The 14,207-nt window shown below is 69.8% G+C and carries 10 protein-coding genes and 1 pseudogene; 7 read left to right on the top strand and 4 right to left on the bottom strand.

Going from position 1 to position 14,207, the window contains the following annotated elements:
• The first annotated feature begins 80 nt into the window (after nt 1–80).
• Nucleotides 81–989 (top strand): ADP-ribosylglycohydrolase family protein, encoded by a 909-nt coding sequence (locus ACIF8S_RS00315; protein WP_399996444.1) that lies wholly within the window; start codon nt 81–83, stop codon nt 987–989.
• Between the two features lie 383 nt (nt 990–1,372).
• Here the strand turns inward: ACIF8S_RS00315 and ACIF8S_RS00320 are convergent, their stop codons facing one another.
• A complete protein-coding gene (locus ACIF8S_RS00320) occupies nt 1,373–2,920 on the bottom strand; it encodes an MFS transporter (RefSeq protein WP_399996445.1) in 1,548 nt (515 codons plus the stop codon).
• A gap of 184 nt (nt 2,921–3,104) precedes the next feature.
• On the opposite strand from ACIF8S_RS00320, the gene ACIF8S_RS00325 reads away from it, so the two are divergent.
• The 3 genes from ACIF8S_RS00325 to ACIF8S_RS00335 all read left to right on the top strand — a co-directional run bounded on the left by ACIF8S_RS00325 (nt 3,105) and on the right by ACIF8S_RS00335 (nt 5,186).
• Entirely contained in the window at nt 3,105–3,728 is a 624-nt protein-coding gene (locus ACIF8S_RS00325) for a TetR/AcrR family transcriptional regulator (RefSeq protein ID WP_399996447.1), read from the top strand.
• 83 nt (nt 3,729–3,811) lie between these two features.
• Nucleotides 3,812–4,513, top strand: coding sequence for a ribonuclease HII (locus ACIF8S_RS00330; RefSeq protein WP_349797709.1), 702 nt, complete (start codon nt 3,812–3,814; stop codon nt 4,511–4,513).
• 67 nt (nt 4,514–4,580) lie between these two features.
• Nucleotides 4,581–5,186, top strand: a complete 606-nt coding sequence (locus ACIF8S_RS00335; RefSeq protein ID WP_399996448.1) for a hypothetical protein — start codon at nt 4,581–4,583, stop codon at nt 5,184–5,186.
• 451 nt (nt 5,187–5,637) lie between these two features.
• Here the strand turns inward: ACIF8S_RS00335 and ACIF8S_RS00340 are convergent, their stop codons facing one another.
• Together ACIF8S_RS00340 and ACIF8S_RS00345 are read right to left on the bottom strand one after the other, a co-directional pair.
• Nucleotides 5,638–6,255 (bottom strand): hypothetical protein, encoded by a 618-nt coding sequence (locus ACIF8S_RS00340; protein ID WP_399996449.1) that lies wholly within the window; start codon nt 6,253–6,255, stop codon nt 5,638–5,640.
• Nucleotides 6,256–6,480: 225 nt separating this feature from the next.
• Nucleotides 6,481–7,127, bottom strand: a pseudogene (locus ACIF8S_RS00345) (helicase-related protein); the annotation flags it as partial.
• 200 nt (nt 7,128–7,327) lie between these two features.
• Here ACIF8S_RS00345 and ACIF8S_RS00350 point away from each other — a divergent pair.
• Nucleotides 7,328–9,481, top strand: coding sequence for a RecQ family ATP-dependent DNA helicase (locus ACIF8S_RS00350; protein ID WP_399996450.1), 2,154 nt, complete (start codon nt 7,328–7,330; stop codon nt 9,479–9,481).
• A gap of 806 nt (nt 9,482–10,287) precedes the next feature.
• On the opposite strand, the gene ACIF8S_RS00355 is transcribed toward ACIF8S_RS00350, so the two are convergent.
• The gene (locus ACIF8S_RS00355; protein ID WP_399996452.1) at nt 10,288–10,980 is read right to left on the bottom strand and encodes an ISAs1 family transposase; all 693 of its coding nucleotides are present in this window, start codon (nt 10,978–10,980) and stop codon (nt 10,288–10,290) included.
• 675 nt (nt 10,981–11,655) lie between these two features.
• On the opposite strand from ACIF8S_RS00355, the gene ACIF8S_RS00360 reads away from it, so the two are divergent.
• Together ACIF8S_RS00360 and ACIF8S_RS00365 are read left to right on the top strand one after the other, a co-directional pair.
• Entirely contained in the window at nt 11,656–12,615 is a 960-nt protein-coding gene (locus ACIF8S_RS00360) for an RNA polymerase sigma factor (RefSeq protein ID WP_399996453.1), read from the top strand.
• A gap of 255 nt (nt 12,616–12,870) precedes the next feature.
• The gene (locus ACIF8S_RS00365) at nt 12,871–14,040 is read left to right on the top strand and encodes an acyl-CoA dehydrogenase family protein (protein WP_399996455.1); all 1,170 of its coding nucleotides are present in this window, start codon (nt 12,871–12,873) and stop codon (nt 14,038–14,040) included.
• Nucleotides 14,041–14,207: the final 167 nt, after the last annotated feature.

The raw sequence follows: 14,207 nt of genomic DNA on the forward strand, positions 1-14,207 counted from the left end.
ACCCAGATCATGGGGGGTCACCGGATGGACGACGACATGTGCGAGGGCCGGCGGGCGCCGGATGGGAGAGTTGCGAGGCGATGACCACTGATCTGTCCGCCGAGGGGCGCCTGGAGCGCGCCCTGGCGAGCCTGCGCGGCCTGTCGGTGGGGGACGCGCTCGGCTCGCAGTTCTTCGTCCCGGTGAACTACCCGCTGCTCAAGCGCCGTGAACTGCCCGAAGGCCCCTGGCAGTGGACCGACGACACGGAGATGGCGTGCTCCGTCGTCACCGTCCTCGCCGCGCACCACCGGATCGACCAGGACGCCCTGGCGTACTCCTTCGCCCACCGCCACGACTTCGACCGGGGGTACGGCCCCGCGGTCAACCGGCTGCTGCGCCTGGTCCGCGAAGGCGGGGACTGGCGTGAACTGGCCGCCGACCTCTTCGACGGGCAGGGCTCGTGGGGCAACGGCGCCGCGATGCGGATCGCCCCGCTGGGCGCCTGGTACGCCGACGACCCCGAGCAGGCCACGCACCAGGCGGAGATCTCCGCCTACCCCACGCACCAGCACCGCGAGGCCGTGGTCGGCGCCATGGCGGTCGCGGCGGCAGCCGCACTTGCCGCCGCGCCGGACGGTCCTCCCGGCGCCGAGGCACTCCTCGACGGGGTCATCGGGCTGGTGCCCGCGCGGAGCGCGGTCGGCGCCGGACTGCGCCGGGCCCGCGACATGCTCGACTACAGCGACGCGACCACCGTCGCGGCCGTCCTCGGCTGCGGGCGGCGTACGACCGCGCACGACACCGTGCCCTTCGCGATCTGGTCCGCCGCCCGCTCCCTGGGCGACTACGAGCGGGCCTTCTGGACGACCGCACAGGTGGGCGGGGACGTCGACACCACCTGCGCCATCGTGGGCGGGGTGCTGGCCGCAGGGGCGGCGGGGGCGCCGCCCGCGGAGTGGGTCGAGCGGGTGGAACCGTTGCCCGAGTGGGTACGGGTCGGGGGCTGAGACTCCGGTCGGCTGTTCCGGAGCGGGTCCTTTTTCCCAACTCTCCGTATGTGTCGGGAACTCTCCGTGACCGGCCGGCCGTTGTCGGTGTGTCCGCTGCGGGTGGTGTGAGGTCCTGAGGTCCTGAGGGAGGCTGACACGTGTAGGCGTGCCGCGGGCGCGGGTGCGGGGCGTTCGTCGGAAGGGGGAGGTGGGGCCGCATGACGGAGTGGACGGGCGTACTGCTCACTCTGGGTGCCTTGGGCGTCCTGCGTGCCCTGTCGCTCCGGCGCGCGGGCCGGCCCGGCGTTGCCCGGCCGACCCCCGTGAAGTCGGCCGGAACGTTGCCGGGCCGGATGCCTAGGGCGGTCCTCCCGCCGGCGATGTCGGCCGCGTCAGTCGCGTCAGCCGATCCCGGGTCCGGCCGAACCGGACAGCGCCTCCAGGTCGCTCTTGCGGACCCGGATGACGAGCCAGGCGACGGCCAGGGCCAGCACCGCCATCGCGGCGGCCGGGACGAAGGCCGAGGAGATGCCCTCCGCGAGCACCTCGTGCCCCCAGGGCGCGGGAAGCTGCTGGGTCTGGGCGAACTCCGCCTTCTGCTGCGCCGTCCCCTCGGCGAGGAAGTCCGGCACCTGCTTCTCCGCCTCGTCCCGGCTGGCGGTGCCGAACACCGTGGTCAGCAGGGCCAGGCCCACCGATCCGCCCACCTGCTGGGTGGCGTTGAGCAGGCCGGAGGCCGCACCGGCCTCGTGCTGAGCGACCCCGGAGACCGCGGTGAGCGTCAGCGTCACGAAGTTCAGGCCCATGCCCAGGCCGAAGATGAGCATCGGTCCGAGGATCCCGCTGACATAGGAGCTGTCCGAGCTGATCAGCGTCTGCCAGGCCAGACCGGTCGCGGCGAGGGTCGAACCGATGATCATGAAGGGCTTCGGCCCGAACACCGGGAGGAACCGCTGCGACACCCCCGCTCCGATGGCGATCACGACCGTCACCGGCAGGAAGGCGAGACCGGCCTCGATCGGGGTGTAGCCGAGCACGTTCTGCACGAAGAGGACGATGTAGAAGAACATGCCGAACATCGCCGCGGCGAGGCTGAGCATGATCACATACGTGCCCGAGCGGTTGCGGTCGGCGAACATCCGCAGTGGGGTGATCGGCTCCTTGGCGCGGGACTCGATCAGCGCGAAGCCCACCAGCAGGATCACCGAGGCGACGAACGAGCCGATGGTGACGCTGTCCCGCCAGCCCTCTTCCGCGGCGCGGATGAAGCCGTAGACGAGTGTGGCCATACCGGCCGTCGAGGTGACCGCCCCCGCGATGTCGAAGCGGCCGGTGTGCCGTTCGGACTCGTTGATGTACATCGGCGTGAGGACGGCGATCAGCAGGCCGATCGGGACGTTGACGAAGAGCACCCACCGCCAGTCGAGCCACTCGGTGAGCATGCCGCCCGCGAGCAGGCCGATGGCGCCGCCGCCCGCCGAGACCGCGGCGAAGACGCCGAAGGCGCGGTTGCGCTCGGGCCCCTCCGGGAACGTGGTGGTGATGAGCGCCAACGAGGTCGGCGAGGCGATCGCACCGCCCACGCCCTGCAGCACACGCGCCGCGAGCAGCTGCCAGGGCTCCTGGGCAAGCCCGCCGAGCAGCGAGGCGACGGTGAAGAGCAGGATGCCGCTCATGAAGACGCGGCGGCGGCCGAGGATGTCACCGGCCCGGCCGCCGAGCAGCAGCAGACCGCCGAAGGTCAGGGTGTAGGCGCTGACCACCCAGGTGAGATCGGTGGTGCTGAACTGCAGTGCATTCTGGATGTGCGGGAGCGCGATATTCACAATCGTCGCGTCGAGTACGACCATGAGTTGGCAGGCCGCGATGACGGCGAGCGCGATGCCGGGGCGCCCTGGCCGGCGAGCCGCACCCGGCTTCGGGTCCTGAAGCAAAGGAGAGGTGGTCACTATGGGTCCCCCACGAGTGAGTTAGTGAACGAGCGCGTTCACTGTTGCGCCAACCGTAGAAGCCCCCGACAGTGAACGCAACCGTTCACTGAGAGGTCGCCGCCTGGCGTGTCCCCCTTCGGCGTCGCGTGGCGAGTGCTTCATCCCCGAATGTCCGCTTCCTCTGCTCAGTGGAGAGAGTCCGATGGTTACTTCGAGCTGGGCGGACGCCCACGCTCAGACGGCAGCCTCCCGTCGCCGTGGCGCCGTACTGGAACGCGCGATCCTCGAGTCCGCGCTGGACCAGCTCAGTACGGTCGGCTGGAACGGCCTGACGATGGAGGGTGTCGCCGCCGGCGCCCAGACCGGAAAGGCCGCCGTCTACCGCCGCTGGCCCTCCAAGGAGGACCTCGTCGCGGACGCCCTGAGGGCCGCGCTGCCCGAGTTCGACAAGGCGCCCGATCTGGGAAGCGTGCGTGCGGACCTGTTGGAGCTGTGCCGCCGGGCCCGGGATGCGATGTTCTCCCGGCCGGGCTTCGCTTTGCGTGCGGTCATTCACGAGTGCGACACCGCGGAGGCCGAACGCTTCCACGCGGTGATCTTCAGCGGAGTCGTCGAGCCGACTCTGACCATGCTCCGCGAGGTGATCGAGCGCGGAATCGAGCGGGGAGAGGTGCGCGCCGACGCGGCCAACGGCTACGTGATGGACGCCGTGCCGGCGATGATGATGTACCGCTCGAAGATGTGCGGCAGTGAATGGTCCGACGTGGATCTGGAGCAGATGATCGACCAGTTGATGGTCCCGCTGCTGCGGCCGCGCGGCGCCTGATCCGCCCGCCGGTCCCGGTGACGGCCGCGCTGAGGGAACCGGGGTGTCGCGCGCCGAACCGGGCGGCGTACGCTAAGGGCGCCATGCCGTACGAACCACCTACTCACACCGTCGAGCGCTCACTCCGCGCCACGACCGGAGCGAAGATCGTTGCAGGTGTCGACGAGGTGGGGCGTGGTGCGTGGGCCGGCCCGGTCACCGTCTGCGCGGCGATCACCGGACTGCGCCGTCCCCCCGAGGGGCTCACCGACTCCAAGCTCCTCACCGTCAAGCGCCGCACGGAACTCGCCGAGATCCTGCGGAGCTGGGTGACGTCGTACGCCCTGGGGCACGCGTCGCCCGAGGAGATCGACGACATGGGGATGACCGCCGCGCTCCGGCTGGCGGCCTGCCGTGCGCTGGAAGGGCTTCCGGTCCGGCCCGACGCGGTCATCCTCGACGGCAAGCACGACTATCTCGGCTCGCCCTGGCAGGTCCGGACGGTCATCAAGGGCGACCAGTCGTGCGTGGCCGTGGCGGCCGCGTCGGTCATCGCCAAGGTCCAGCGCGACAAAATGATGGCCGAACTGGGCCTCGACCATGCAGACTTCGCTTTCGCGGACAACGCCGGGTATCCGTCCCCCGTGCACAGGGCCGCGCTGGAGGTCCGGGGACCCACCCCGTACCACCGGCTGTCGTGGGCGTATCTTGATGCGCTGCCCCAGTGGCGGCACCTCAAGAAGGTCCGCACCTGGACGGAAGGGCGCGTTCCGGCGATCGAAGGTCAGCTCGGCTTCGACTTCTGACGGACCGCTCGCACTGATGTGCCACCCGGCGGCGCCAACCGTGCCAACGTTTGATAAAAATCAGCTCATGCCTCTCATTCCCGAGGAGCCTCAGATTCACGAGAGTGCCCAGGGTCCCCGCACCGCGCCGACCCCCCGTCCCGTACCCGGTCCCCGCCCCGCGGCTTCGTCGCGTCCCGGTCGTCCCGGCCCGCCGCGGCCGGCGCCTCCGGCGCAGCGCACGTCGCGAGAGGCGGCTCCCGCGGCCAAGCCCGGACCCTCGGGTCCGTCCGCCGCAGCCAACGGTCCGCAGATCCAGCTGATCCCGGCCTCCGCCGAGGGGGCGCTCGACGCCGCCGAGGAAGCCGTCGACCTGCTCCTGGACTCGGGTCGCGCCCCCGGCGACGTGCTGGTGATCACCACCGGTGAGCCGCATCCGTGGGCGACCCACGAACTGTCCTTCGGCGAAGCCTCCTACTGGGCCCAGCACGACGCCGGCGACGACGTCTTCTACACGGACGCCAAGGTGGCGGACCGTGCCAAGACCCGTCCCGTCGTGGTCGTCGCCGCCAACGGCGGCCCCGAACCGGCGACCGCCTCCGCACTGAAGGCGGCCCACGCCCGGGCCGGAGCCCTGCTGATCGTCTGCGGTGACCCACAGCGCATCAACTCGGTTCTGGGCACCGGAGTCTGAGCCGACGCCACCGCGTCGGCACGCCGGTGCCCCGGGTACGCCCGAGCACCGGCGGTCGCGTGGACGCGTGCCGCTGGATCTTCGGCGTGCACGGGTACGGGCCTGTGCCCGTGGCCGCGGGTGTGGGTGTGCCCGTGTCCGGTGGGCCGATGGCCGGAGCGCCGGGCGTTGGCGTGCTCGTGCGTCGTGGTGTCCGCGTGGGGCGCCCGGTCGTGCGGGAACCGGCGCGTTCGGTTCTTGTGACGGGCCAGGCGCACGCCACGGTCCGCCACGGCACGGAAGCGGCATATCGTTCCGCAGTCGGGCACGCCGCGTATGCGGCGAGCCCTACGCGCGGTTCGTCGAGCGTGTGGTTTCCCGAGCGTGTGGTTTGCCTGCCGTATGGGTTCGCCGAACGGGTCGTTGGTGCCGCATGCATGGTGGCCGGGTGTGTAGGCCGAACCGCGTGACCTCAGCGGGCCGCCGCGCGCCGCAGCACCTCCGACGCCGCCCCGCCCGTGCGGGGGATCCTCGGCGGTGCCTCGGACATGGCGACCGGTTCCGGCGCCGAGTCGGCGCTCGGGTGGCGGCCACCCCGCCCTTCGCCGAGGACCTGCCATCCGTCTCGGGTCAGCGTGATGTACGCACCGCAGCGCAGGCCGTGAAGGGTGCAGGCGTCCCGCAGCCCCCACATCCACGCCCCGTCCTCCTCGGTCCACCGGGCATCGCCGTCACGGCAGTAGAGCAGCACGGCGGTGCGCACCGGGGTACGGCGCCGCAGGTCGTGGGGGATGACCCGGCGCAGCTGGGCCAGCAGCGCGTTGCGGAACATCCAGCCGTCGGCGGTGGTCGTGGTGCGCCGGGTGAACGACGCGCTCGCGCGCAGGCGTTCGTCCGGATCGAGCACGGCGACGACCGCGGTCGCCGGGCCGGGACGATGCCGGGCATGCAGCCCGCTGACGACCTCGCGTGGACTGCGCAGCAGCGGAATTCCCGCGGCCGCCCACTCCGCAGGCTCGAGCAGACGGTTGGCGGATGCGGCGGACGTCGACAGCGATGCCGCCGAGGACGGAGCGAATCCGAAGGTCACGGTCCTCCCTTCGGCTACGCCCACACTGCGGGCGGGTCGGATTCGGGGGAGCGCGCGCAACAGAGCCCTACCTGGTCGGCGGGCGAGCCGTGCGGGTGCGTAGTTCAATTCTTCCTGTCGAACTTGGATGCGGCAACGAGCAATTGGGGCAGGGGACCGGTATCGGTGGATCCGCGGCTAATATCCCCACCTCTGGAGTGGGCGCGACGGGTCAGCCCTGTACGGCCGGCCCGCACGGCCGACCTGCTGGTAGTAGGAGATCGGGGAGGACGGCGACCCCAGATGCACCACGAAACCCAGGTCCGGCTTGTCGAATCCCATACCGAGGGCGGAGGTCGCGACAAGAGCCTTCACCTTGTTGGCGAGCAGGTCCTCCTCGGCCTGCTGCCGGTCGGCGTTCTCCGTCCGGCCGGTGTAGGAGGCGACGGTGTGCCCGCGGCGGCGCAGGAAGGCGGTGACCTCCTCGGCGACGGCGACGGTCAGCGTGTAGGTGATGCCCGACCCGGGGAGCTGGTCCAGGTGGTCGGCGAGCCAGGCCATGCGGTGCGCGGCGTCCGGCAGGCGCAGCACGCTCAGGCTCAGGCTCTCCCGGTCCAGCGGACCCCGGAGCACCAGCGCGTCCGAGGTGCCGCCCGTGCCCAGTTGGTCGGCGACGTCGGCGGTCACCCGAGCGTTGGCCGTGGCGGTCGTGGCGAGGACGGGCACCCCTTCCGGGAGATCGCTCAGCATCGTCCGCAGCCGCCGGTAGTCGGGGCGGAAGTCGTGGCCCCAGTCGGAGATGCAGTGCACCTCGTCGACCAGAGGAGGCCGGTCGCCGCGGCCAGTCGGGGCAGCACCTGGTCGCGGAAGTCGGGGTTGTTCAGCCGCTCGGGGCCGCAGAACTGGGACGGCATTCACATTCCAGGCGCATCTGGGGCCCTGACCTGGACAAACGTGTCGATCGAGGGTGGTCGTGACCGGGCACTCGACCTTGGCCATCCTCGATCAGTGCGTGGCCGTCGGACCTTACGTGAGATGTCCGGCACGCTGAGTGAAGTGGCTGATTGTCCTTGCGATCGGGTTGCATGGGGGCATGGACAACCTGGAGCTCCGCACTGAAGCCGACGCCATTCTCGCTGAGCTCGTCGGTGACCCCGGGGGTTCGGCGCGGCTACGGGAAGACCAGTGGCAGGCGGTGGCGGCTCTGGTGGAGGAGCGCCGGCGCGCACTGGTGGTGCAGCGCACCGGCTGGGGCAAGTCGGCGGTGTACTTCGTTGCTACCGCTCTGCTGCGCCGGCGCGGCTCCGGTCCCACGGTGATCGTCTCGCCGCTGCTGGCATTGATGCGTAACCAGGTCGAGGCGGCGGCGCGGGCCGGTATCCGGGCACGCACGATCAACTCGGCCAACCCGGAGGAGTGGGACGCCATCCACGAGGAGGTCGAGCGAGGCGAGACCGACGTTCTTCTCGTAAGTCCGGAACGCCTTAATTCTGTGGATTTTCGCGATCAGATGCTGCCCAAGCTCGCGGCCACGACCGGTCTGCTGGTGGTCGATGAGGCGCACTGTATCTCCGACTGGGGCCACGACTTCCGGCCTGACTACCGACGGCTGCGGGCGATGCTTGCTGAGCTTGCCCCCGGCGTGCCGGTGCTGGCCACGACGGCGACGGCCAACGCGCGGGTCACTGCGGATGTTGCCGAGCAGTTGGGTACGGGCGCCGGTGAGGCCCTGGTGCTGCGGGGCCCGCTTGAGCGCGAGAGCCTGCGGCTGGGTGTGGTCCAGCTGCCGGACGCCGCGCACCGCATGGCCTGGCTTGCCGAACATCTGGACGAGCTGCCGGGTTCGGGGATCATCTACACGCTGACGGTGGCCGCGGCCGAGGAGGCCACCGCCTTCCTGCGGCAGCGCGGCTTCCGGGTCGCCTCCTACACGGGGCGTACGGAGAACGCCGACCGGCTGCAGGCCGAGGCCGACCTGCTGGAGAACCGGGTCAAGGCGCTGGTCGCTACCTCGGCGCTGGGGATGGGCTTTGACAAGCCGGACCTGGGATTCGTGGTGCACCTCGGCTCGCCGTCCTCGCCGATCGCCTACTACCAGCAGGTGGGGCGTGCGGGTCGCGGTGTGGAGCACGCCGATGTGCTGCTGCTGCCGGGCAAGGAGGACGAGGCCATCTGGCGCTACTTCGCCGATACCGCCTTCCCGGCCGAGGAACAGGTCCGCCAGACCCTCTCGGCCCTTGCCGGCGCCGGACGGCCGCTGTCCGTGCCGGCCCTGGAAGCCGTGGTCGACCTCCGGCGCACCCGTCTGGAGGCCATGCTCAAGGTGCTCGACGTGGACGGGGCGGTCAAACGGGTCAAGGGCGGCTGGATCTCCACCGGTGAGCGGTGGGTCTACGACTCCGAGCGGTACGCCTGGGTGGCGCGGCAGCGGGCCGCCGAGCAGCAGGCCATGCGCGATTATGCGAGCACGCCCCAGTGCCGCATGGAATTCCTGCGCCGACAGCTGGACGACGAGGGGGCGACCGCCTGCGGCCGCTGCGACAACTGCACGGGAGCCTGGGCCGACTCTTCCGTCTCGGCAGAGATGCTGACGGGGGCGGCGAAGGAACTGGACCGCCCAGGGGTGGAGGTTGAGCCCCGCCGGATGTGGCCGACCGGGATGCCCGCACTGGGCATCGACCTCAAGGGGCGTATCCCCGCCGGCGAGCAGTGCTCCACCGGACGCGCCCTGGGGCGGCTCTCGGACATCGGCTGGGGCAACCGACTGCGCCCGCTGCTGGCCGAGAACGCTCCCGATGGTCCGGTCCCCGACGATGTCCTGCGGGCCGCGGTGGCGGTTCTCGCCGACTGGGCGCGCTCCCCGGGCGGCTGGGCATCCAACGTCCCGGAAGCCTCCGCCCGGCCGGTGGGAGTCGTCGCCGTGCCGTCCCTGGCCCGCCCGCAACTGGTCGGCTCCCTCGCCCAGGGAATCGCGACCATCGGCCGCCTGCCCTATCTGGGCACGCTGACGTACACCGGGCCGAACGGCGCGCACGCGGCACGTCGCAGCAACTCCGCCCAACGGCTCCGGTCACTGGCCGCTGCCTTCACCCTCCCCGAGGACCTGGGCGGCGCCCTGGCCGGTGGGCCCGTCCTGCTCGTGGACGACTACACCGACTCCGGCTGGACCCTCGCGGTTGCCGCTCGCCTGCTGAGGCAGGCGGGGGCTGGACAGGTACTCCCGCTGGTACTTGCTTCGGCGGGCTGACTGTCCTGTCCGGCCTGTAACCGGCGTAATGCTCGACTCGCCAGCCGCTACCTGCGGCTGCGCCTGGTAAAGGGCCTCTGACCTGTGTCGGAGGTGCTTTCTCTCAAACAGCGGTGAGAGTCCACGACAGATGTCGGCGTTCTGTGAAACCGTGGTTCTGGACCACTTTCAGTGCAGGGGCCACGGAGGGTCACCACAACCGCGATCATGAACGCTCGTGGGTGATGTGTTCCTACAGGACCTTTGGTTTCGCCAGGTCGAAGGCATAGTGATCGAAGACGTGGTGGCGACGACGAGTTGATCATTGTGCGGGCCCGCACATCGGCGGAGCGGGCCGCATGCCCCGCCTGCGGGACGATGTCGGGCAGGGTGTACTGAGCTGCACTGATCTTCGTGGAGTCCCTGAAGTCTGGGTCTGTTTCGATTTAGGCGAAAAAGAACTACCAGCAGTGCCAGCACCCCGTAAGTACCCCGATGAGCTCCGCGAGCGTGCCGTTCGCGAGATCCGCTCGACCGGTCGTCTCGTTGCGCAAGGCCGCCTCGGTTTTTCTGCCCAGGAGATCGACCGTCCCCGGACGAGGCCGCGCAGGTGACCGACCACCTGCGCGAAGGCTTCGAGGTCGATCCCGTCTGCCGGGGTGGGCTGGCAGGCCGCCACCCACATGCGCGACCTGCCACTGGACGCGCTGGAGACGGCGCCATGGCGCCAGAAGATTGCTTGCCGGTGGTGAGGTCCTTCCTCCAGCGCACGACTTGTAGTGCCTGGCGTGCGTCGGGGTAGTCGAGGTGGGCGAAGGCGGTGGTCTTCAGCCGCCGGTCTCCAGGCGGTGGTGGGCCCGGGTGCGGTCGTAGTGGTCGAGTGTGATCTCGCGCCAGGGCAGGCGGCGGATGCGGTGGAAGAGGCCGGGATGGTTGGCCTTGACCTGGGCGATGTAGCGGGCACCGCGCTCGCGGAGGTAGGTGACGTGAGCGTGCTGGGTGTGCAGCGCGTCGGCGGTGATGATCGTGCCGGTCAGGTCGACGTTGTCCAGCAGGGGCTGGAAGGCGGAGATCTCGTCGCTCTTGTGGGCGACCTGGCACTGGGTCAGGACGTGACCGGTGTGGTCCATCGCGGCGAGCAGGGTGACGTGCCCGGTGACGGGGGTGCGTGAGCCGCGCAGGGCCTTGCCGTCAACGGCGATCGCCCGCAGTCGGGGCCGGCCGGGGTGGCGCGGGCGGCGAGGAAGTCGCCGATCGCCTGGTCCAGGGCGTCGCCGTCGAGTTGGACGAGCAGGCGGCGCATGGTGTGGGGGTGCGGGACGGACACGGTGCCGGAGAGCGGGTCTTGGTGGGGAAGCCGAGATCCCGGCAGGCCCACGCGGGGACGTCGCTGATCCATTCCGCGATCGCGGTGAGTGAGCGGGCACCGGCCAGGACACTCGCTGCGTCCGCCCCCGCCCGAACCGGCATGTCCACTCCATAGACGGGCCAGCACGGCACTCCGGGCGAAACGCGATCATGCAACGGCCCCTGGTGAGGAACCTCCCCTAGTAGTGGGGCGCTTAACCGAGTAATTTAGATTATGAGTGAAATCTATCACGTGGACGATGTGATGCGAGGGCTTACATAATGGACTCGCACGCCCTTCCCCAAACACACCCTGCTCTATGAGTTCGAATGACCCTGCCGTCGCTGTTGCTGGTGCCCGGAGCGTGGCACAAACCCGCGCATCTTCAACTCCTGGCTCCGCGCGTTGCCACCCGTTGGGTGAGCAGGAGATTCATCGTGACCTGGTTCTTCACGGACGAGCCCGAAGTATTTCGATCCGAGGCGGGTGCCCTTGTCGCCGCACGGCCCGACCTGCACACCATGCTGCTGTCCGGACGCGACACCATCGAGCGTCTGCGCCCGGGCGAGACGACGCCGCCCAGCGTGCTGGGCTGGGGGCGCGAGGAGGATGAACCCGCGAGGGCAGCCGCCTTTGTGTGGATGCCACCACATCCGTTGCACGGAGCCGCCTTTCCGTGGCCGCGGCGACGCCGCGAGCCCGGCCGGCGAGCCGCTGTAGGGGCGTTTCGGATTCGTCGAGGTCTCGCGGTACCGCCTCTTCACCTTCCCCGCCTAGGTCTTTGGTCGGCGTCCCGGCCGGGCTCGCGCGCCGTGACGCGGGCGCACGGAGATGAGGAGTGAGGTAGATGGCGTCCACCGCAGCGCCTTCCGATCTGGAACTGACCCTGGAAGCCCAGCGCGGAGACGTCGCGGCTCTGGGCCTGGTACTGACACGACATCAAGGGCGGATGCTCGGCGTGGCGGTCAGTCTGCTGGGGTACGGCCCCGACGCGGAAGATGCAGTGCAGGACGCCGCGGTCATAGCCATTGGCCGAATAGGCGAGGTACGAGATCCCGCGGCGGTGGGCGCATGGCTTCGGATGATCGTGCGCAACCTGTGCCGCGCCCGCCTTCGCGCGCCTGGCGATATCCCCACCGAATGGGTCCCCGCATCTACGAGCGCCACACCGACCCCTGAGCAGATCCTCGATCGGCACGCGGCGCGTGACTGGATCTGGCAGGCACTGGAGACACTCCCGTCCGCCCATCGTGTGGCGCTCATGCTTCGGTACTTCAGCAGTGTCGCATCGTACGAACACATGGCGGAGATCTGCGAGGTCCCCATAGGCACGGTACGTAGCCGTCTCAGCAACGCGAGGGCGAAGCTGGCGGGAGCGCTCCTGGAGACGGCCTCGGCGACCTACGGTGATGCCGCCAGGCTGACCAAGATCCGACAGCAAGAGGGCAGGGAGATCCTGGAGGCCGCCCACCAGGGTGATTTCGGCCGAGTGCTTGACGAACGGTGGTCGTCCGACGCACTGACGATCGCTTCGGACGGGCGTCGGCTAGGAACAACCTCCCTGCTACGCTCCATGGAGGCGGACCTTGCGGCGGGTGTGCGTGGGAGGCTCGGTCATGTGGTCGCCGGGTGCGCCGAGACCATCTTCGAGATCGATCTCATCAGCCCCGATGATGATCCTGAGCACTGCCCGCCCTCGGTGCTGTGGCTCGTATCCTACCGGGGTCCCCTGATTCAGCGGCTCCGCCTCTTCCACCCCCGCAAGTCCTCGGCCCCCAGTGTCGACGCTCCCGTCCCGCCGTCGTGAGCTCCTGGGAGGTTGGCCGCGGACCCTCACGCGGTGTCCGGTGGGAGGGAGCGCTGGGCCGACGGGCCACGCCGCGCACAGTTGGGAAACGAACGGCCCAGAGCGCCAGAGTCCGCGCTCTCCCGCCGGGATCTGACAGCGTGGTGCTGATCACAGCAGCGGATCTGAACTCTCCGCCGGGCTCCACCATCTTGTCGGTGTCCTCACCCCCGGCCGCCTTCCGGCGCGCCACCGACATCATCCCAGGAGACTTCGGTGCCCCAGCCTTCCACCACGTTCCAATCCCCCACCGTTGACCCCCTTGACCTCCCCGAAATGTTGCGGCCCGCGATCGAAGCAGCCGCAGACGAGTCAGAGCGGTGTGGCGACATACCGGCGCAGCTGTACGCAGAGCTCCGGGATGCGGGCGCGTTCCGGTTGCTCACCCCTCGGGAGCAGGGGGGCCTCGAGACGCCGCTCACCACCACCATGAAGGTCTACGAGGCGTTCGGCCGCATCGACGCCTCGGTCGCGTGGATCGTGTGGAACGCGAACTTCGGCTGCCTTGGCGCGCTGCTCCCCGAGTCCGGGGTCGCCCGGCTATGGGCTGCGGGCGAACCGGCCTTTGCGAACTCCGGCATGCCCGGCCGGGCAAAGCGGACGGACGGGGGTTTCCGTATCTCCGGCCGGTGGCGGATCGTGAGCGGGGTGCACCGTGCCGAGTGGGTGTCCCTGGTTGCGATCGTCATGGACGGCGACATGCCCGCGACGAACAGCAGCGGCGGACCTGATGTCCGCTTCTTCCTTACGCACAAGAACGCGCTGACCGTGCTGGACACCTGGAACGTCAGTGGCATGCGGGGTTCCGGCAGCCACGACGTCGTCGTCGAGGACGCCTTTGTGCCCGACGAGCTCGTGGCTCCGGTGGACCTACCGTCCCGGATCGACCGCCCGCTGTATCGGGGGTATCCCCAATCGCTCGTGGTACCCGGCTGCACGGCGATCGTGCTCGGCGTCGCGCAAGCCGCCATTGACGAAATGGTGCGGATGGCACCGGGCAAAAAGGACCCCTCGGGGAAGGCGCTCTCCGAGCAACACCGGGCGCGGGTCGCGCTCGCACGGTCGGACACGTCCCTCCGCGCCGCGCGGTTGCTTCTCCACTCCGTCCTGGGGGACCTCCAGGCAGTCGCGGAGTTGGGAGGGACGGTCAGCACCGAGCAGAAGAGCGACTTGTGGGCCGCCATGGCACACGCCGCACAGGTGTGCCGGAAGGTTTTGGTCGACATGTACGAGTTGGGCAGCTCCGCCTCGATCTACCGAAGTGAAGCCTTGGAGCGGATATTCCGTGACGGCATGGTCGCGCTCCAGCACGCGAACCACTCCGCAAAGCACTTCGAATCGGTGGGAGCCGTACTTTTCGGGGACGCACCGCTGAGCGGGTTCTAGTGTTGTCTCAAGTTCGCTTAGCCTCGTCTTGCATGAGGGGCCGTCAGCTTGCTGACGGACCCTTTCGGCTCGTTCGGGCCGAGATTCCCGCGCGTGGGCAGGCTGGTGGTCCGTCTGTCGCGTCGGGTGGGCGCCGGGTTCCACGGTTCCGGTCGGGGTGGTGCTGC

Source organism: Streptomyces sp. NPDC085937 (assembly GCF_044540535.1).
Taxonomy (GTDB): Bacteria; Actinomycetota; Actinomycetes; order Streptomycetales; family Streptomycetaceae; genus Streptomyces.